The sequence below is a fragment of the Mesorhizobium sp. CNPSo 4671 genome (assembly GCF_057784245.1).
Map to the genome: position 1 here is coordinate 361,630 of NZ_JBWLUW010000007.1, position 20,051 is coordinate 381,680.

The 20,051-nt window shown below is 64.1% G+C and carries 17 protein-coding genes; 6 read left to right on the plus strand and 11 right to left on the minus strand.

What is annotated here, in order from left to right:
* Nucleotides 1-19: 19 nt before the first annotated feature.
* Nucleotides 20-2,107 carry a PAS domain S-box protein gene (locus tag AC04SF_RS21625; protein ID WP_202352445.1) on the minus strand — a complete coding sequence of 696 codons (2,088 nt, stop codon included), beginning with the start codon at nt 2,105-2,107 and terminating at the stop codon, nt 20-22.
* A 106-nt stretch (nt 2,108-2,213) separates the two neighbouring features.
* Entirely contained in the window at nt 2,214-2,987 is a 774-nt protein-coding gene (locus AC04SF_RS21630; RefSeq protein ID WP_202353664.1) for a response regulator, read from the minus strand.
* 45 nt (nt 2,988-3,032) lie between these two features.
* On the opposite strand from AC04SF_RS21630, the gene AC04SF_RS21635 reads away from it, so the two are divergent.
* A complete protein-coding gene (locus tag AC04SF_RS21635; protein WP_488479433.1) occupies nt 3,033-3,734 on the plus strand; it encodes a winged helix-turn-helix domain-containing protein in 702 nt (233 codons plus the stop codon).
* A gap of 67 nt (nt 3,735-3,801) precedes the next feature.
* Here the strand turns inward: AC04SF_RS21635 and AC04SF_RS21640 are convergent, their stop codons facing one another.
* Nucleotides 3,802-3,972: a hypothetical protein gene (locus tag AC04SF_RS21640; protein WP_488479434.1), complete on the minus strand. Its 171-nt coding sequence runs from the start codon at nt 3,970-3,972 to the stop codon at nt 3,802-3,804.
* A 184-nt stretch (nt 3,973-4,156) separates the two neighbouring features.
* On the opposite strand from AC04SF_RS21640, the gene AC04SF_RS21645 reads away from it, so the two are divergent.
* Together AC04SF_RS21645 and AC04SF_RS21650 are read left to right on the plus strand one after the other, a co-directional pair.
* On the plus strand, nt 4,157-4,411 hold the full coding sequence (locus AC04SF_RS21645; protein WP_488479435.1) for a hypothetical protein: 255 nt from the start codon (nt 4,157-4,159) through the stop codon (nt 4,409-4,411).
* 277 nt (nt 4,412-4,688) lie between these two features.
* Complete coding sequence (locus AC04SF_RS21650; RefSeq protein ID WP_183463675.1) at nt 4,689-5,144, plus strand: L,D-transpeptidase; 456 nt, start codon at nt 4,689-4,691, stop codon at nt 5,142-5,144.
* A 132-nt stretch (nt 5,145-5,276) separates the two neighbouring features.
* Here AC04SF_RS21650 and AC04SF_RS21655 read toward each other — a convergent pair whose 3' ends face one another.
* Complete coding sequence (locus AC04SF_RS21655) at nt 5,277-8,360, minus strand: efflux RND transporter permease subunit (protein ID WP_488479436.1); 3,084 nt, start codon at nt 8,358-8,360, stop codon at nt 5,277-5,279.
* Entirely contained in the window at nt 8,357-9,697 is a 1,341-nt protein-coding gene (locus AC04SF_RS21660) for an efflux RND transporter periplasmic adaptor subunit (protein WP_488479437.1), read from the minus strand. Before AC04SF_RS21660 ends, AC04SF_RS21655 begins: the two co-directional genes overlap by 4 nt.
* 145 nt (nt 9,698-9,842) lie before the next feature.
* Between AC04SF_RS21660 and AC04SF_RS21665 the strand changes: the two genes are divergently transcribed.
* Nucleotides 9,843-10,376: a TetR/AcrR family transcriptional regulator gene (locus tag AC04SF_RS21665; protein WP_488479438.1), complete on the plus strand. Its 534-nt coding sequence runs from the start codon at nt 9,843-9,845 to the stop codon at nt 10,374-10,376.
* 32 nt (nt 10,377-10,408) lie between these two features.
* Here the strand turns inward: AC04SF_RS21665 and AC04SF_RS21670 are convergent, their stop codons facing one another.
* Complete coding sequence (locus AC04SF_RS21670; protein WP_095201342.1) at nt 10,409-10,849, minus strand: Lrp/AsnC family transcriptional regulator; 441 nt, start codon at nt 10,847-10,849, stop codon at nt 10,409-10,411.
* 131 nt (nt 10,850-10,980) lie between these two features.
* Between AC04SF_RS21670 and AC04SF_RS21675 the strand changes: the two genes are divergently transcribed.
* Together AC04SF_RS21675 and AC04SF_RS21680 are read left to right on the plus strand one after the other, a co-directional pair.
* Entirely contained in the window at nt 10,981-14,037 is a 3,057-nt protein-coding gene (locus tag AC04SF_RS21675; RefSeq protein WP_488479439.1) for an aminotransferase class III-fold pyridoxal phosphate-dependent enzyme, read from the plus strand.
* 124 nt (nt 14,038-14,161) lie between these two features.
* Entirely contained in the window at nt 14,162-15,175 is a 1,014-nt protein-coding gene (locus AC04SF_RS21680) for an amino acid ABC transporter substrate-binding protein (RefSeq protein ID WP_488479440.1), read from the plus strand.
* A gap of 50 nt (nt 15,176-15,225) precedes the next feature.
* Here AC04SF_RS21680 and AC04SF_RS21685 read toward each other — a convergent pair whose 3' ends face one another.
* The 5 genes from AC04SF_RS21685 to AC04SF_RS21705 are packed head-to-tail and all read right to left on the minus strand — an operon-like array spanning nt 15,226 to nt 19,981.
* Nucleotides 15,226-16,308, minus strand: a complete 1,083-nt coding sequence (locus tag AC04SF_RS21685) for an ABC transporter ATP-binding protein (protein ID WP_488479441.1) — start codon at nt 16,306-16,308, stop codon at nt 15,226-15,228.
* On the minus strand, nt 16,295-17,233 hold the full coding sequence (locus AC04SF_RS21690) for a PfkB family carbohydrate kinase (RefSeq protein WP_488479442.1): 939 nt from the start codon (nt 17,231-17,233) through the stop codon (nt 16,295-16,297). Before AC04SF_RS21690 ends, AC04SF_RS21685 begins: the two co-directional genes overlap by 14 nt.
* The gene (locus AC04SF_RS21695) at nt 17,233-18,255 is read right to left on the minus strand and encodes an SIS domain-containing protein (protein ID WP_488479443.1); all 1,023 of its coding nucleotides are present in this window, start codon (nt 18,253-18,255) and stop codon (nt 17,233-17,235) included. The genes AC04SF_RS21690 and AC04SF_RS21695 overlap by 1 nt, the downstream gene beginning before the upstream one ends.
* A complete protein-coding gene (locus AC04SF_RS21700) occupies nt 18,252-19,097 on the minus strand; it encodes a carbohydrate ABC transporter permease (protein WP_488479444.1) in 846 nt (281 codons plus the stop codon). The genes AC04SF_RS21695 and AC04SF_RS21700 overlap by 4 nt, the downstream gene beginning before the upstream one ends.
* Entirely contained in the window at nt 19,097-19,981 is an 885-nt protein-coding gene (locus AC04SF_RS21705) for a carbohydrate ABC transporter permease (protein WP_475456611.1), read from the minus strand. The genes AC04SF_RS21700 and AC04SF_RS21705 overlap by 1 nt, the downstream gene beginning before the upstream one ends.
* Nucleotides 19,982-20,051: the final 70 nt, after the last annotated feature.

Below are 20,051 nucleotides of genomic sequence, written 5' to 3' on the forward strand. Positions count from 1 at the left end.
TCGGCCGGGAGCTTCTTTTTTAGCCTTTCAAAGCGGTCTGCTCGGCGATGGATGAAAGCACGCTGCGCACGTCCAGCGTGCTGAACGGCTTTTCCAGGATCTGCGGCCGCTGCTGCGCCGGTAAGGCTTCGATCTCCGCCTTGGCGCCGATCAGATCGCCGGTGACCAGCACGAAACGCCGTGCCAGCTCGGGCCGCTCGGCAAGCAGTTCGCGGTAGATGGCCATTCCTGATGTGCCGGGCATGCGCAGGTCCGAAAAGACGATGTCGGGCGGCATGTGGCCGCTCAAGGTGGCGGAGCCCGATTCCCAGACTGGCGCGATCCGCGACTTGATGCCCATCAATTCGAGAATGTCGGACAAGGAGCCCGCGACATCAGGCTCGTCGTCGATGATCAGGGCATGACGCAGGCCGCTCGAGCGTGGCTGGCTCTCGCCCGCGGTGGCGATGCCCGCCGAAATGGCCGGCAACTGGACAACGAAACGCGCGCCTCGGGGCTGCACTTCCTCGAACCAGACATTGCCATTGTGCCGTTCGATGATCGATTTCGAGATCGACAGGCCGATGCCGGTGCCCACACCAACCGGCTTGGTGGTGAAATAGGATTCGAAGATGCGGCCGCGGATCGCTTCGGGAATGCCAGGTCCGTTGTCCTCGACCGAGAAGCCGGGATTGCCGCGATCGCTGCGGAAGGTCCGCACCTTGATCAGCCGGTCACCGGCAATCCCGGCCAGTGCATGCTGGCTGTTGATGAGGAAATTGGCCGCCACTTGCGTCACGTGGTCGGCGTCGGCCATGGCCAGCAGTGGACCCGGCGCGAAATCAGTGTCGATGATGATGCCGCTCGAGCGTGCGCCATAGGCAGTCACCTCGAGTGCGGCGCGGATCACCTGGTTGAGATCGGTCTCGGCCTGCGCGGCCGGATGCAGCCGGACCATCGACAGGAAGCTCTTGACGATGCGGCCGCAGCGCTCGGCGGCGGCACGCACCTTCTCGGCGCGCACCTTGGTCTGCGGGTCGGTGGCGAATTCGTGCAGCAGCGTCGACTGCGCGACCACCACCGCCAGCGGGTTGTTGAGTTCGTGTGAAACGCCGGCAAGCAGCGAGCCCATCGCCGCCATCTTCTCGTTCTGGTGCAGCTTCTCGCGCTGCCGGTTGATCTCTTCCTCGGCGCGCAGCCTGTCGCGCAGGTCGCGGATCGAGCCGAAGATCAGGCGGCGGTCGGCGACCCGCATCTCGGTCGCCGTCAGCTCGATCGGGAACACCTCGCCGGCGGCATTCTGCGTCACGGTTTCCAGCCGCTGGCCGACCATCGGCGCGCCACGGCCCGACATATAGTCGGCGCCCGAGGAATAGCCCTTGCGGTAGTATTCCGGCACGACCGTGTCGAGCAGGTCCTTGCCGAGGATGTCGCTGCGCTGGAAGCCGAACATCTTTTCGGCGGCAGGATTGAATTCGATGATCGACCCGGCCTCGTCGATGACGATGATGGCATCGAGCGAAGCCTGCAGCATGGTGCGGCGGATCACCTCGCTGGCATGGGCGTCTGAAGGCGAGTGTTCGATGGCGTCGCCGATGGCGAGCGCGATGATGTGCAGTGTTGCCTCTTCCTCGTCGGTCCACTCGCGCTCGTCGACGCAGTCATTGACGGCGAGCGTACCCCACAGATGGCCGTGCGCGAAGACCGAAACCGACAGGAACGACTTGATGTTCTGCTTTTCGAAATCGGTTCTCAGGAACCCTTCGAGATTGCGCGTATGCCCGGCAAAGATCTTGCCTTGCCGTTCGTCCTCGGCGACGCGCTCCAGCAGCGGGTCCGAATTGACGATCGACTGCATGATGACGGTCGGCGACGCCAGTTCGCCGCCGAAGTCAGGGTCGATCCAGTAGGCGGCGACCGACTGGGCAAAGCCTTGGCCCGGCAGTTCGCGCAAGCGGAACAGGATGCCGCGCTGGCACTCGATGGCCCGGCAAAGGGTTTCCAGTATGCCGTCCATCTCGCGCTGCCAGTCGCCGGCCTCGCGCAGCCGGCGAACGACGCGCACGGCCGCCATTGCCGCGCCCTGCCTGAAACCCTGCATATCCGCGCTTGTTGCTTCGCCCGTCATTTTCAGCCGCTATTCCAAAATCATGCCAGTTCGGTCGGACCAATCCGATCGGCCCCATTCGACCGGCGAGCAGCGGCTGCGAACCTGAACCCTGTGGGTCTGGCGCTCAGTTGCTGTCGCCGGTCGGCAGCGAGAAGATATAGCCTTCGCCGCGCACCGTGCGCAGAAATTTCGGGTTGGCCGGATCCGCCTCGATCTTCTTTCTCAGGCGCATGATGCGTATGTCGACGGCGCGCGACGATTCCGGATCCTCGGTGAAGCCGATCGCTTCCGAGATCGCGGCGCGCGTCAAAAGCCGGTTGGCGCGGGTCAGGAAAACCTCCAGCACGTCGAATTCGCTCTTGGCCATCTCGATCACCGCGCCGTTGACGCCAGTGACCAGCCTGCCGTCGAGATCGGCCTGGAACGGGCCGAAGACGACCGAGCGGCGATCCGTCCTGGCTTTCCTGTCGAGCGGCTCCGTCGGCTGTGGAACGCGGCGCAGCACGCTGCGCACCCTCGCGAGCACTTCGCGCAGTTCGTAAGGCTTGACGATATAGTCATCGGCGCCGAGTTCCAGCCCGACGATGCGGTCGAGCGCCGTGCCGGCGGCGGTCGCGTAGATGATGCCGATCGGCATTTTCGAACGCAGCCAGCGGCCGAGCGACAGCCCGTCCTCGCCCGGCATGGCGATGTCGAGAATGGCCAGATGGAAGGCTTTCGTCTCGATCAGGCTGCGCGCGGCGGCCGCGGTTTCCGCGGTCGCCACATCATAGCCGGCGGCGCCGAGATATTCGGCTACCGCGTCCCTCAGGTCGGGCTCGTCCTCGACGATAACAATTCTTGCCCGCACGATGCCCTCGCTGCCACTTTCAGTGGAAAGTAGATTGGGTATAAACATCATGTCCAGCACTCATATCCGGTTGCAAGGGAATGGTTGGAAAACATGGCAGCACGGGCCGTCATCGCGCTTGTTTCCGTCGCCGACGTGGTGGCGACCGAACTTGCTGACCATCTCGAGCGGCGCGGCCATGATGTGCGCCAGGCGCGGCAACCCTGGGAGGCGGAATCGCTGCTGGCGGGCAAAGGCATCGACGTCGTCGTCGTCGGCGACAGTCTCAGCCAGGCGGAAGGGCGGGACCTGCTCAGGCGCTATGGCGGCCAAGGCGGGGGTAGCGAAGACGGGCCCGATTTCATCCTGATCTGTCGGCCCGCCGATCTCCTCGACAAGGTGCTGGCGCTCGAACTGGGGGCGGCCGACGTCGTCGAAAGCCCGCTCAATGTCAGGGAACTCGCCGCCCGTGTCGGCGGCCTGCTTTCGCGGCGCGGCAGGGGCACCCAGGAACTGATCGTGCTGGAGAACGCGACCGTCGATTTGAGATCGGCCATCGTCATGCACCGCTCCGGTACGGAGGAACAGCTCTCGCCCGGTCAGGTGGCGCTGCTCAGGCTGTTCCTGGCGAGCCCACGCAAGGTGCTGACGCGGGACGACATCATCGCCGCCGCACCGGCCGAGAATGCCGATGCCTTCGATCGCTCGATCGATTCGCGCATCGTGCGGCTGCGCCGCAAGCTCGACACCGAGACCATCACCACCATACGTGGCGCCGGCTACCGGTTCGATCCGCCACAGCAATTCGCCGACTGACGGCATCGCGCCTGGGCTGTCATTCTGGCTGAGCATCGGATTTTCCATTCACCGATGCTCCCGCTGTTCAGCGTACAACCAGCAGCGACGGGCCCGATGGCATGTCGCTGCTCATGACGAGTTCGTTTGCGTGGGCGGAGCGGTCCTTGAGGAGCACGGTGGCAAGGGCGGCAAAGCCCAGCAGGCCCTGCGCATAAAGCAGTGCGGAAAGCACCGAGGCCGCGAATTTCGTTTTCATCGTTCCAACTCCCAGAAATCAAATTTGAAGCCGGTCGCTTCAGGAAACTCCCGAAGTGCCCGCGCCGCCCACGGAGCCCCCCGCAGCGGCGCGGGCCTTCGGTCCTCTCGGCAGCAAGTTGCCGGAGGGGCCGCGCAATGCCAGCAAGCGAAGGCCAACCCGCCAGAGGGCCTTCAATCGGGCGATGCGCAGGCTGGAAACAATCCAGACCGAGGCGGAAAACAGGGCGACGTGCAGGGTAGAGATCTCGCTCGAGGTCATCGTCGCCAGCCTTGCCACGGGACCGCCGGCAACTGTGCCGACGCCGCCGATGGCCGCCGCCGCGATGCTGATCCTGAGTAGCCAGGACCGCGTGTTCGATTTCGTTCCCATGGTCGTTGCCGTCTGCTTTCGTTGCGTCAACTTTCGTTCCGGCCCGTATCCGGATCATGCCGCCTGAAGCTGCGCTTTGTTGCAGGTTGGTTTCGAGATCGCCCTTGAGTCTTTCATATTAAGGCAATTCGAACTTTCGTTTCACAGAAAATACCCATGTTCTGCCTATCGTTCCGGCTTGCGAGCGGGATCGACGCCGCCATGACCCCTTGGTTTGTTAACCAGAGGAAACAAAATCGAAACACAAACGAGCATTTCGCGAAATCTGTCCGAAACATGCCGCAGCGATAAGCCGCTCATCGAATTGGAGCCGGCCGGACCGGCAGAGACAGAGAGGGGACATCATGCACACCACCATTTCCGCCAAGCTCATCAACATCACCGCCGCCGCGCTGACGGGTACGGCACTTCTGTTCGGCGCCAACGCAGCGCACGCCGCCAACAAGATTGTGGCGCGGGTCTCGCTTTCACAGCAGGTCATGGAAGTCTCGGTCGATGGCCGGCCGACCTTCGCCTGGAAGGTTTCGACCGGCGACCGGGCGCATGTGACGCCAACCGGTTCGTTCAAGCCGACGCGCATGCATGAGATGTGGTATTCGAAGAAGTACGACAACGCGCCGATGCCGCACTCGGTGTTCTTCAGCGGCGGCTACGCGGTGCACGCTACCTATGCCATCAAGCGGCTCGGCCAGCCGGCCTCGCATGGCTGCGTGCGGCTGCATCCCGACAATGCCGCCGATTTCTACCAGCTTGTCGAGACCTTCGGGCCGGCCAACACCAGCATCGTCATCGTCAAGTAGCAGGCTGAGGAACGGGCCGGTGGACTGCCGCGCCCGTTCAGGACTCCCTCCGGAACATCCCGGCGGTATCGAGCGCAGCCAAAAAAAGAGGCCGGGATTTTTCCCGGCCTCTTTTTGTTCTTCAGCTTTCTGTCAGTCCGGCAATGCCGGCATCAGCTTCGGATCAGGCTTTTCCGCAAGATGCGGCAGGTCCTTGCTGGCGATGAAGGTGTAGAACATGGGCACGACGAAGAGCGTGAACATGGTACCGACCAGGATGCCGGTGAAGATGACCAGGCCCATCGAATAGCGGGCCGCCGCACCTGCGCCGCTCGACGTGATCAGCGGCACGACGCCAAGCGCCATAGCGGCCGTCGTCATCAGGATCGGCCGCAGGCGCACCTTGGCCGAGGCGATGATGGCGTCACGCCGCCGCATGCCATGCGCTTCGCGCTGCTGGTTGGCGAATTCGACCAGCAGGATGCCGTGCTTGGTGATCAGGCCGATCAGCGTGATCAGACCGACCTGCGTGTAGATGTTGAGCGTGCCGAGGCCGAGATTGAGCGGCACGATCGCGCCGAAGATCGACAGCGGCACCGCCATCATGATGATCAGCGGATCGCGGAAGCTTTCGAACTGCGCCGCCAGCACCAGGTAGATGACGATGACGGCCGCTCCGAAAGCGATCAGGATGGTGTTGCCCTGTTCCTTCTCCTGCCGGGACTGGCCGGAATAGTCGATGAAGAAGGTATCGGGCAGGCTCTCCCTGGCAATGTCCTCGAGGACTTTCAAACCGTCGCCCGTGGTGACACCGGGCAGCGGCAGTGCGGAGATCGTCGACGAATTCAGCTGGTTGAATTGTTCGATCGCGGCCGGCGAGGCATTGTTCGAAATCTTGACCACGGCCGACAGCGGCACCATCTCACCCGTCACGCTGCGCACGAAATACTCGCCGAGCCGTTCGGGGTTGTCGCGGAATTGCTGCGGCACCTGCGGGATGATGTCGTAGCTGTTGGAGTCGCGGTCGAACTGCGCCACTTCGGCGCCGCCGACCAGCAGCGTGAGCGTCCGGCCGATATCGGCGATCGGCAGGTTGAGTGCGGCGGCGCGGTCGCGATCGATGGTTACCGTCACCTGCGGTGAGTCATAGGACATCGAATTCTGCACGACAATGAAGCGGCCGGAGGCCTGCGCCTTGTTCTTGATCTGCTCGGCAGCCTTATACACTTCCGCGGAATCGCCGGTCGAGCGCACCACCAGGGCGATCGGCAGGCCGCCACCGGACCCCGGCAGCGTCGGCGGTGCGAAGACGAAGGCCTGGACACCCGCCACCTTGGCGAGACGGGCCGTGATGTCGGCCTGCAGTTCCTTCGAACTGCGCTTGCGCTCCGCCCAATCCTTGAAGGCAAAGCCGACGAAGGCGCTGTTTGTCGTGCCACCGAAGGCGACCGCCGAGAACTGCGCCCGCGTTTCGGGAATATCCCTCACCAGGCCGAGCATCTGGTTCACATATGTTTCGGTATAGTCCGATGTCGCATAGGTCGGCGCGGTCACCAGCGAGAGCAGGAAGCCCTGATCCTCTTCAGGCGCCAGCTCGCTCGAAGTCTTGGTGAACATGAAGCCGGTCACGCCGACGAGCGCCAGCACGATGATCAGCGTCAAAGGACGATAGTTCAGCGAGCCGGTGACAGCCCGCTCATAGACATGCTCGACCCGCGCGAAAATGCCGTCGACAATGCGCTGGAAACGGCCAGGCGTGCCGGCCTTCAACAGGCGCGCCGACATCATCGGAGTGATGGTGACGGCGATGACGCCCGACAGCACGACCGAGCCGGCGAGCGTCACCGCGAATTCGCGGAACAGCGCACCGGTCAGGCCGCCGGTGAAGGCCAAAGGCGCGAACACGGCGGCCAATGTCATGGTCATGGCGACGATGGCCGAGGCAATTTCGCGCATGCCGCTGAACGCCGCCTGCATTGGCGACATGTGGTCTTCTTCCATGTGGCGGTGAATATTCTCCACCACCACGATGGCGTCATCGACGACAAGGCCGATCGCCAGCACCATGGCCAGCAGCGACAGAAGGTTGATCGAATAGCCCACCGCAAACAACAGGAAGCAGACGCCGATCAGCGACAGCGGGATGGTGACGATCGGCATCATCACCGAGCGGAACGAGCCAAGGAACAACAAGATGACCACGACGACGATGGCAACCGCCTCGCCGATGGTCTTGAAGACCTCGTCGATCGACGCGCTGATCTGCCCGGTCGCGTCGTAGACGACCTCGATCGTCATGCCTTTCGGCAGCGTTTCCTGGATCTGCGGCACGAGCTTGGTGAGCGCTGCCGCGGTGGTCAGCGGGTTGGCAGCCGGGGTCGGGAAGATGGCGAGGAAGGTGCCAGGCTTGCCGTTGAAGGAGACCCTGGTGTCGGTATTTTCCGCGCCGAGTTCGACCCGGGCCACGTCGCGCAGCCGCACGACATTGCCGTCGGTCGAGCGCAACGGCAACTCGGCGAAGGCCTCCGGTGTCTGCAGCGTCGAGCGCACGGTGATTGACGAGACGACATATTCGTTCTGGGTGTTGCCGGGCGCCGACAGGAAGTTGGAATTGTTGATTGCCGCCAGCACTTCCGCCGCCGTCACGCCGCGCGCGGCAAGCCGGATCGGGTCGATCCAGACGCGCATGGAGTATTGCTGGGCGCCGAAGATCTGCACGTCGGCGACACCTTCGACCGTCGACATGCGGGGCCTGATGACGCGCTCGATATACTCGGTCAGCTGCTCCTTCGTCATGTTCGGATTCTGCATCGAGATGTACATCATCGCGAACTGCTGGCCGGTGCCCTTGACGATGACCGGATCCTTGGAGGCGTCCGGCAAGGTGCCGCGCACGCCCTGGACCTTGGACAGCACCTCGGTCAGCGCCACGTCGGGGTTGGACCCGAGCTTCATCTGCACCGTCACGGTGCTGGAGGACGGACGGCTGGACGAGGTCACGTAGTCGATGTTCTCGGTCGAGGCGACGGCGCGCGCGATCGGGGCGGAAATGAAGCCCTGGATCAGGTCGGCGCTGGCGCCCGGATAGGACGTCGTGATGGTGATCGCGGTTTCGTCAACCTTCGGATACTGCCGGATCGACAGGTTGAAGATGCCCTGGAAACCCAAGAGCAGGATCATGCAGGCAAGGACCGTCGAAAGGACGGGCCGGCGAATGAAGAGATCGGAAAAGCTCATTGCTGGTCGGCCTGCTTGTTCGCCGATTTGGTCGGATCGATCGTGTTGTCGACATTGACGGACATGCCGTTGAACAGACGGTTCTGACCCGCCGTGACGACTTCTTCACCAGCCTTCAGCCCTTCGACGATCTCGACCATGCCCTGATTGCGGCGGCCGGGCTTGACGAAGACCTGCGACAGTACCAGCGCGGGCTTGTCGCCCTCCGCCGCCGGTTTGGCCGGATCGGCAGCTGCCGGCTTGGTGGCATCGGAAGCGGCCTTGTCCGCTGGCTTTGCAGCATCGGCGGCAGGCTTCATGGCATCAGCCGCCGGCTTCATCGCATCCGCCGGCTTGGTGTCCGCCGGCTTGTCGGTGGCCGCGGCGGCTGCTTTTTCTTCCGGCTTGGCCGGGGCGGCCTCGGCGGGCTTGGCCGGCTGCACCACGAAGATGTAGTCGCCATAGAGGCTGGTGGTCAGCGCCGTTTGCGGCAGCGACAGCACGTTCTGCTCCTCGGGCAGTTCGACACGCACCTGCACGAACTGGCCAGGGGTCAGCTTGCCTTCGGGGTTGGCGACTTCCGCCCTGATGTTCACCAACCGGCTGGACGGGTCGATCTTGGGGTCGATGCCGCGAATGGCACCGGCAAACGGCATGTCCGCGCCGCTCAGGCCCAGCCGAACCGTTTGACCGATCTTGAGCAGCGGCAGTTGCTGTTCGGGAACCGAGAAGTCGACCCGCATCGTGTCGAGATCCTGCAGCGTCACCACCGCGGTGCCGGGCGACAAATACTGGCCGAGGTCGATCTTCGGAATGCCGACCGTGCCGGCGAAGGGCGCTGTCAACTGCTTCTGGTCGAGCACGGCCTGCAGCCTGGTGACCTGGGATGCCGAAGCGGAGGCCGCAGCACGCGCGCTGTCCAGTGTCGAGTCGGAGCCAACCCCACGCCTTGTCAGTTCGATGGCACGGGTCAGCGACACCTGGTCGAGCGCGGCCTGCGCCTTCTGTGCGTCGAGATCGGCGCGCTCGACCGCATCGTCGAGCTGCAGCAGCACCGCATTTGCCGCCACCTTCTCGTTGGCGTGGAAGGTGACTTCCTTGACGATGCCGGCTGTCTCAACCGTCAGGTCGACACCGCGCACGGCCCGCACCGTACCGATCGCCTCGACGCCCGGGGTCCAGCTCGACGGCTTGGCGATGGTCGTCGACACGGTCGCCGCCGGCGGCTTCATCGTGGCGAAATACTGCTTGATCATTCCATCGCGGAAGAAGTTGAACCAGACAATGCCGCCGACCACGATGGCGAGCACAGCCAGGACGACAATGACGAGAAAGATACGGAGTATGCGCTTGAACAAGGAAGTCCCCTCAGTCGAAATCCGGCGCGAAGCTCGGACATCGGGACACATATCGACCGCAGGTCCCGATTTCAAATAATGGCGGCTTTACTGTACCGTCTGGACGGTCTTGTCAATTGGGCCTAAGCTTGCGAAGGGAGGCGCCATGAGAGCCCAACGACCGAATTCGCGCGAGAAAATTCTCGCCGCAGCGGCTGATGTCGCCCGGGAAACCGGGCCAGGCAGCCTGTCGCTGGAAGCGGTGGCCAGCCGCGCCGGCGTTTCGAAGGGCGGGCTGCTCTACAACTTCCCGACCAAGGCCAAGTTGATGCAAGGCCTGGTCGAGGGCTATCTGCGCGATTTTGAGCAAGCGCTGGAGACCGCCAGCAGCAGCGACGATGGCAAAAATCCGCTCGCCGTCTATATCAGGCTGTCGGCCAATGATTGCGAGGAAAAGCGGCCCTCGGCCTCCTGGATATTTTCGGCGATTGCCGAGGATCCCGATTTCATGACGCCGATAAAGACGTTCAAGCGGCAGCTTTTCGAACGGCTGAAAGGCGAGACGAAAGACCTCAAATCGCTGCTGGTCTGCTATCTCGCCATCGAGGGGCTGCGCAGTATGAACCTCTTCGATTCCGACGTGATGTCGAAGGACGAGCGCGAGCTGCTGGTCTCGTCCCTGCTGGAGATCGCCAAATAGGTGGCGCCAAAAATGACCGCTGTCACGGGCATTCAACCCACGGCGCGTTCTATATCCCGGCGCAGGACAATTGCGGTCGTCAGGTCCTCGACGCCGCCGAGCGTGGCAATGAGGTCACGCACCGTGTTGAGCCTGTCGATCGACGGCACCTCGACCTCGACGATGAGATCGAGCTGGCCGCTCACCGACGACACGCGCCGGACCTCGGGATAGCGCGCCAACTGGTCGAGAATGCCGATTGACGGCGTGCGGATCAGTGTGACCAGCAGGAACGCGCAGACCAGTCCGGCGTCCATCTGACCGATATCGGCCCGGTAACCTCTGATGACGCCGCTCTTTTCCAACGAAGCCACCCGCTCGCTGGTGGCGCTGCGCGACAGGCCGATGCGCCCCGCAAGCGTCTTCAACGGGATGCGGGCTTCCTTCGACAGAATGGCGAGGATGTCCCGGTCCTTGGCGTCCAGTTCTTTCATGACGTCACGCTCCAAGCGGCTCCGTTAATGTGCCGGTCAATGCAGTCATTGTGCCGGCGCAACCGACGCTTTGCCGGATGCCCGATTTTTTGACCCATGCCAAGCTCGGACAAAGCAGATCCGGAATCCCAATGACCAACGTTTCACACCCAGCACCTCAAGTCTCGCAGAACGAGGCCGTCGATATCGCGATGCGGCACTTCGGCATCGCCGGCACCGCCGCGCCGCTCGACAGCGAGCGCGACCGGAATTTCAAACTGACCGCCCCCGACCATTCGCTGTGGATCCTGAAAATCGTCAATGCCAGCGAACCACTCGTCGAGAGCGAATTCCAGACGGCATTGTTCGATCATCTTGAGCGCAACAGCCCGGATCTGGCCGTGCCGCGTCTGAGGAAGACGGTGCAAGGCGCTTCGCTCGCCCATGCCAAGGGGCCTGGCGGCGGGGATCATGCCGTGCGTCTGGTGTCGTGGCTGCCCGGCCGACCGCTGGCCGAGAGCCAGACCACGCCGGCGCTGCTCGAAAGCCTCGGCAGCGCGCTCGGCCGGCTGGATCGGGCGCTGCAGGGCTTCATTCATCCGGGCGCGCTGCGGTCATTCGATTGGGACATTCGCCAGGCAGGTGCCGCGCGGCAACGCCTCCACCACATTGACGATGAACAGGACCGTGCTTTGCTGGAACGGTTCCTCGACCATTTCGATGCCGTGGTGGCCGCCCGGCTGCCGGCCTTGCGGGCACAGGTGATCCACAACGACGCCAATGACTGGAATGTGCTCGTCGATCCCGAAAGACCCGAGCGTGTCGCCGGGCTAATCGATTTCGGCGATGCTTTGCATAGTGTGCTGATCGCCGAGGTTGCCGTCGCTTGCGCCTATGCCATCCTCGATGCCGAGGATCCGATCGGCGCCGCCGCACGGTTGGCCGCCGGCTTCCATGCGGAATATCCGTTGCGGAAGGAAGAGCTCGACCTGCTGTTCGATCTCATCGCGATGCGCCTCGTCACCTCGGTGACGCTGTCGGCCGCGCGCAGGGACCGCACCGCCGACAATCCCTATCTGTCGATCTCGGAAGCGCCGGCCTGGCGATTGCTGCGTCGCCTGGACAGGATGAACCGGCGCTTCGCCACAGCGATCCTGCGCCATGCCTGCGGCTTCGAGGCCGCTCCCGGAGCGCGCGCCGTGACAGGCTGGATCGCGGCAAACCGCCTGCAGCTCGCGCCGATCCTCGACCGTCATCCGGCGACGCTTGCCAAGGCGCTCGTGCCTTACGGCGATCCGCACAATCCGATGACGGTGACATCGGCGGCGCAGCAGCCCGAAAAGGCCACCGCCTGGTGGGATGCCTATTGCGCCGAGCATGGCATTGCGCTCGGCATCGGCCCTTGGGGCGAAGCGCGCACGGTCTACACCAGCGACATCTTCCAGTCGCGTTTCGTCGAAGGCGCGCGGCGGGCCAACCATCTCGGCCTCGACCTTTTCATGCCGGCGGGGACGCGGCTTTACACGCCGCTCGCCGCCACCGTCAGAAGCGTCGAGATCGAGGAGGATCCGCTCGGCTATGGCTGCCTGGTGGCGCTGGAGCATAGACCGCAGGGCTGTCCGCCCTTCGTGACCTTGTGGGGACATATGGCGCATGAGGCCGGGCGTCGGCTGAAGGCCGGCGATTGTCTGGAGGCTGGTGCGCTTGTCGGCGAGATGGGCACACCGGTCGAGAATGGCGGCTGGGCGCCGCATCTGCATTTCCAGATATCGACGGATACCAGCCTTGCCGCTCGCGACATCCTTGGGGTCGGCGAGGAGCGTTATCTCGCCGTGTGGAAGGAACTCTTTCCGGATGCCGCCGATCTCGCCGGCATTCCACCAGAGACCTTTCGCCAAAATGGTCGCTCCCGCCCTGAAATCGTCGCCGCGCGCAAGGCGTCGCTGCTGCCCAATCTCTCGATTTCTTATTCCGAGCCGATCAAGTTCGTGCGCGGCGAGGGCGTCTGGCTGATCGACGATCGCGGCCGCGCCTATCTCGATTGCTTCAACAATGTCTGCCATCTCGGCCATGCCCATCCCGACGTTGTCGAGGCGATCGCAGGCCAAGCGGCGAAGCTCAACACCAACACGCGCTATTTGCACGACGCCATCGTCACCTATGCCGAACGGCTGACGGCGACGCTGCCCGCCGGCCTGTCGGTGGCGTCTTTCGCCTGCTCCGGCAGCGAGGCCAACAGCCTCATGTTGCGCATGGCGCGGAGCCATACCGGCCGCAGCGAGGCGATCGTGCTCGACTGGGCCTATCACGGCACGACGCAGGAGCTGATCGATCTCAGTCCCTACAAATACAAGCGCAAGGGCGGCAAGGGGCGCCCAGCGCATGTGTTCGAGGCGACCATTCCCGACAGCTACCATGCTCCGGCCGAATGGCCGGTCGACGAACATGCAAAACGGTTCGCCGAAAGCGTCGCCGAGCAGATCGCCGATATGGCCAGACAAGGCCGCGCGCCCGGCCTGTTCCTGGCGGAATCGATCCCCAGCGTCGCCGGCCAGGTGTTCCTGCCGGAAGGCTATCTCGCGGAGGTCTACGCGCTGGTGCGCGCCGCCGGTGGCATTTGCGCCGCCGACGAGGTGCAGGTCGGCTTCGGCCGCGTCGGCAGCCATTGGTGGGCTTTCGAAACCCAAGGGGTGACGCCTGACATCGTCACCATGGGCAAGCCGATCGGCAACGGCCATCCGATGGCGGCTGTGGTGACGACATCAGAGATCGCCGCCTCCTTCAACAACGGCATGGAGTATTTCAACACGTTCGGCGGCAATCCGGTGTCCTGCGCCGCCGGACTGGCAGTGCTCGATGTCATCGAGCGGGACGGGCTCAGGCGCAATGCGCTGGAGATCGGCAACTATCTCATGGCGCGGTTCAAGGCTTTGCAGGACCGCTATGACGTCATCGGCGATGTGCGCGGCCAGGGCCTCTTCCTCGGCATCGAACTGGTCGAGGACCGCAAGAGCAAGGCGCCGGCGACAGCACTTGCCCGCCGCATCAATGATAGGGTGAGGGCACGCGGCGTGCTGATCGGCACCGAGGGGCCGCATGACAATGTGCTGAAGATGCGCCCGCCGATGATCTTCAGCCGGGCCAATGCCGATCATCTGGTCGGCGTTGTCGACGAGACGCTGGCGGCGGTTCTGGCGGAAAGGGCTTAGGACATATCTGCGCACCGCCCCGGCGGTGCGTGAGCAGAATTCAGGAGCAACGACTTTTTGGGAAACGTCCGGCGCGTCACGCGCCGGCGGCAGGAGAGGCTTTGCCTCATCAAGGGAGGAAACCATGAGACATGCATTGATCACCGCGTTCTTGCTCGCATCGGCCACGCTGGCCGCGCCGGCGAAGGCGGACACATTCGACATCGTCAAGCAGAGGGGCTCCATCATCTGCGGTGTCAGCCAAGGCGTCGCCGGCTTCTCGGCGCCGGACGACCAGGGCAAATGGAGCGGCTTCGACATCGATTTCTGCCGCGCGGTTTCGGCCGCCGTTTTCGGCGACCCCGACAAGGTGAGCTATGTGCCGTTGTCGACCAAGGAGCGCTTCACCGCGCTGCAGGCCGGCACCGTCGACATTCTGTCGCGGCAGTCGACGTGGACTTTGTCGCGCGACACCGGCATGGGCATCCACTTCATCGGCGCCGCCTATTATGACGGCCAGGGTTTTATTGTGCGCAAGGACCTCGGTGTCGACAGCGCGCTCAAGCTCTCAGGCGCCACGATCTGCGCGGAACAAGGCACCACCACCGAGCAGAACGTCGCCGACTATTTCACTGCCCACCAGATGAAATACGAAGCGGTCGTCATCGATTCCGCCGACAGCATCATCAAGGCGTTCGACAGCGGCCGCTGCGACGTCTACACCACCGACGCCTCGGCGCTTTATGCACAGCGCCTGAAGCTGACCGATCCCGCCGCCTTCACGGTGCTGCCGGAAATCATCTCGAAGGAGCCGCTCGGCCCGGCTGTTCGCAAGGGCGACGACAAGTGGTTCGACGTGGTGCGCTGGACGCTGTTCTCGCTGATCGAGGCGGAAGAGGAGGGCGTCACCCAGGCCAATGCGGAAGCCTCGCTGAAATCGCAGAACCCGACAATCCGGCGGTTCCTCGGCGTCGAGGGCGACAATGGCAAGCAGATCGGGCTCGACCCCGCTTTCGCCTACAACATCGTCGCCAAGGTCGGCAATTATGGCGAGATGTTCGAACGCAATCTCGGCCAGTCCAGCCAGCTGAAAATCGCCCGTGGCATCAACGCGCTGTGGAATGCCGGCGGCCTGATGTACGCACCGCCGGCGCGCTGACATCCAGATAGTCCAAGCCGCGCATGTCGTTCAGGCGTGCGCGGCCTTTCTCAAGCCGTCGGCAGAGCCTTGCCTGTCGACGGGTCAAACAAGCGAAGCGCTGTCTCATCGAAGGTGAGGCTGCGCTTTTCGCCCTTGGCGACCTGAGACCTTGGCGGCAGGCAGGCCGTCAGCCGTTGCGTGCCAATCCGGGCCGTCGTGACCAGTTCGGGGCCTGTCAGTTCGACGACCTCGATCTCCACGGGCAATGACAAACCCGTCAGCGCGGTCGCCACGCGCAGCGCCTCAGGCCTGATGCCGACGACCAGCCGTGCGCCTTCACGCGCTGCATTCGCATAGCGGGCTGGCAAGGCGATCCGCACATCGGACTCGGCAATGGCCAGCTTGCCGTCGGCAACAGTAGCCTGAAGCATATTCATCGACGGCGCGCCGACAAAGCCGGCGACGTAGAGCGTTGCCGGCTCGTTGTAGATTTCCTCGGGCGTGCCGAGCTGTTCGATCCTGCCGTCGCGCATCACCGCGATGCGCGTCGCCAGCGTCATCGCCTCGATCTGGTCGTGGGTGACGTAGACGACGGTGGTCTGCAGCATCTGGTGCAGCCGCTTCAACTCGGTGCGCATCTCCAGGCGCAGCTTGGCGTCGAGGTTGGAGAGCGGTTCGTCGAAGAGGAAGACCTGCGGTTTGCGCACCAGCGCCCGGCCGATGGCGACGCGCTGGCGCTGGCCGCCGGAAAGCTGGCTCGGCTTGCGGTCGAGCAGGGCTTCGATCTGCAGCAATCTTGCTGCCTCTGCCACCGCCTTTTCACGCTCGTCGGCGGCAACGCCGCGCATCTCCAGGCCAAAGCCGATGTTGCGGCGCACGGTCAGGTTCGGATAGAGCGCATAGGACTGGAAGACCATGGCGATGTCGCGGTTCTTGGGATGAACGCCGAGGATCGAACGGCCGCCGATCAGCACGTCGCCGCTTGTTGCTTCGGCGAGCCCGGCGATGATGTTGAGAAGCGTCGACTTTCCGCAGCCCGACGAGCCGAGCAGCACCAGGAACTCGCCGCTCTGCAGTGCGATGTCGATGCCTTTCAGCGTTTCGACACTGCCGTAGTTCTTGCGGATGTTGCGGATTTCAAGCGCGCTCATGCGTGGCTTCCTTTGGATGCATCGGTTCGCCGTAGTTACGGGGCAAGGTTGATATGGCGCGCGACGCCACCTGCGTTGCGGCCGCAAGCGAGGCGGTCAGCGTCTGGTCCTGCGCCAGTGCGGCCAGGAAGGCCGCATTGAAGACATCGCCGGCGCCGATCGTGTCGACGACCCTGACGTCGGGCGCGGTCGCCGTGACCAGCGCTCCGCCCGGGCCGATGGCGATCGCCCCTTCGGGGCCGCGCTTGACGACGGCGGTCGCGCCCTTCTTCATGCTGGACTGGATTTGCCGCGCCGCCTCGACCGGATCGGGCAGGCCCGCCAGGGTCACGGTCTCCACCTCGTTGAACAAGGCAAGGTCACAGCGCGCGAGCCAGGTGCGGGCCGCCTTGCAGTTGGCCGGGGTCCAACCCTCCATCGGCCAACCGGTGTCCAGCGCCACTGCGATGTCGTGCCTGTTCGCCCAGTCGAAGAACGCCTCGTAGTCGCGGGTGAGATCATCGGTGAGGAAGGAGCCGCACAGCAACGCATAGCCACCGGCGAGCCGCTTGCCGTCGAGCACCGAAAATACGTCGGCAAGGCTGAAGCGGGGCAGGTGGCCACGCGTGGTGAAAAACGTCCTTTCGCCATCGGGATGGGTCATGCCGACCGAAAGCGTCGTGCTCTCCTGGCGCACCGGCCATTTGTCGGCGCGGGCACCGAACGCCTCACGCAGCCAGCGGCCGAACTGGTCGTCGCCGACATTGGCGGCGATCTCGAAATCAATGCCCAACGCCTGCCAGGCGAGCCCGGTGTTGCCGGCCTGTCCGCCGACGCGCAAATCGTCATGATCGACGACGGTTTCCGTGCCTGCCTTCGGCCATGGCGCGACCGGGCCGACGATCAGGTCGACATTGACGTTGCCGATCACCGCAAGCGGACGCATCACTCGCTCCTGGTAATCTTGGTGGAGCGCACGGGCGTGCCGGCATTGTCGACGCGGCTGTCGGCAAAGGCGATCATCAGGCGCTGCGCCACCGGCAGCATGGCGAAGATCGCGGCGAGACCCGAAGCCGGCTTGAAGGAGAGCGTGACCGCGCCCGCGACCGGCGATTGCCCGGATGCGTCGAAGATAACGAGCGGTGCGCCGGCCTCAACCACGGAAAGAGCCATCGCCGTCACCAATTCCGCAGTGGGGTCGTTGCCGCGAAACAGGATGACACCGATCTTCGGCCCGAGCATCTCCATCGGTCCATGCCGCAACTGGCCGCCCTCGAGCGAAAAGGAGGGCAGGCGCGACAGTTCGGTAAGACCAAGCGCCAGCGCTTCGGCCACGCCTTGCAGCCGGCGGCCCGAGGTGACGATGCTCGTCACCTTTTCCAGTGCTGCGAGCGCTTGCGTGATGTCGTTGTCCTGTGGCTGATCCAGCGCGCCAAGCGCGGCGCCTGGGTCCTCACCCAACGCAGCCATGATGGCCAGATGCAAGGCGAAGCTCACGGTCAGGCTGCGGGTGGCGGCGAAGGCCTGTTCGGTGCCGCCGGCGCCGATCAGGCAAGGCGCGGTGCGGGCGAGGAAAGAGCTGCCTTCCAGCGTCAAGCCGAAAACATTGGCAGCGCTGCCGGCCTCGGCAAACCATCTGACGACTTCGGCGCTCTCGCCGGACTGGGAGGTGATAAGCACCGTCCTGCCAGCGAGCGGCACCGGCTGGCCGAGCTGTTCGGACAGAGGCAGTGCCAGCGCATCGATGCCAAGCCCGCGATAGAGCGGTTCGACCGCGCGCCCGACGGCATGCGAGCCACCCATGCCGAGCAGCAGCAGACGCCCGGTCTTCCTGATTGAGTCGGCAACGTTTGCAGCCATGGCAGCATTGCTCCCGAACGAAGCACGCGCGTCCGAGTGCTGGCGCGCCATTTCGCGGTCGATGGCGGCCAGTCCGGCCGGCCGGGGTTTAGTTGCAGTCATTGTCATCCTTTCACACCACCGCTGGTCAGGCCCGAGATCAGTGCGCGCTGCATGACCAGGCCGATCAGCACCGGCGGCAAAGCGGCCAGCACGCCGGCGGTGGCGATCAGCCCGTAGTCGGAAACACGGCCGCCAGCCAGATCGGCGATGGCGACGGTCAAGGTCTTGGCGCGCTGGTCGGAGGTGAACAGCAGCGCATAGAAGAACTCGTCCCAGGCCAGCAGCACGGCAAACAGCGCTGACGTCGCCATTACGGGTGCTGCCAGCGGCAGCGTGATGATGCGCAGGGTCTGGAACAGGCCGGCGCCGTCGATCATCGCCGCGGCCTCGATCTCGCGCGGGATGGAATCGAAGCCGGATTTCATCAGCCAGGTGGTGAAGGGCGCCAGGATGGTCAAATAAACCAGCGCCAGGCCGAAGACATTGTTGAGCAGGCCAAGATGCGACAGGCCCATATAGAGCGGCACGGCGAGCGCCACCGGCGGCAGCATGTAGGTGGCGATGACCATCGACAGCGACCAGCCGATCGCCGGCGTGCGCGACACCGCCCAGCCAGAGGGAATCGCCAAGGCGAGGGCCGCCAGCGTCGCCATGCCGGCGATCTCCACGCTGTTGCGCAGCGACGAGGTGAAGGCGGCGCCAGCGCTGTTTTCAGCCGTCGACAGCAATGTCTGGTAACGTGAGAAGTCGGCTGCCTTCGGCCACCAGCGCAGCGGCTTGGCGGCGAGATCTGCGGCCGGCGATATGCTCATGATGAACAGCCAGGCGATGGGCGCCAGGATGATGGCGGCAAGCACCAGCGCGCAGGCATAGATGAAGATGGTGAAGGCGGGACTCCTGCGTTCCATCAGGCGGCACTCCCGGCGGTCTTCCTCACCAGCGCCGCATAGGCGACGGCGAGTACGGTGACGAGCAAGGTGACGATCAGCGCCAGCGACGCGCCGGAGCCGGCGCGCTGGAAGGAGAAGGCTTCCTGATAGACGAGGATCGACAGCGTACGTGTGCTGTTGGCCGGGCCGCCGCGGGTCATCACCCAGATGATGTCGAAGACCTTGAAGGCCTCGATGGTGCGCAGAACCAACGCCACCATCAGCGGGCCGGCGAGATAGGGCAGGATGACGAAGCGGAAGCGGTTGAATGGTCCCGCACCATCGACGAGCGAGGCGGCGGTGATGTCGCGCGGCACCGCCTGTAGGGCGGCGAGCGCGATCAGCGCCACCAGCGGAAAGTTCTTCCAGCAGTCGGCGACGATCAGGGCCGCCAGCGCCGTGCCCGGCTCACCCAGCCAGGAGCGGTAGGCGTCGATGAGATGCAGTTGCGTCAAGGCGGCGTTCAGCGCGCCATATTCGGGATTGTAGATCAGCCGCCACAGCGTGGCGTTGACCACGGTCGGCAATGCCCAGGGCAATATCATCAGGGCGCGCAGGACGGCGCGGCCGTGGAACTGCTGATTGAGCAGAAGGGCGGCGAGAACGCCAATCACCATTTCGGCGGCAACTGAAATGACCGCGAACAGCGTCGTGGTCACCAGCGTGCGCGAAAAGTTCGAGCTCGACAGCATGTTGGTGTAATTGTCGAAGCCGACGTAATTGCCGCCGGTGCCGACCAGCTTGGCATCGGTAAAGGACAAGTTGACCGTATCGACCAGCGGCCAGCCGATGACGGCGACCATGACCACGAGCAGCGGCAGCATCAGCAACCAGGCACGGGTCGTCATCCAGGTGCTCGACATCGGAGCAGCCTCTCTTCATTCATGATTTCAGACATAGCACGGGCGGCACAAGGCCGCCCGTGATCGGAGA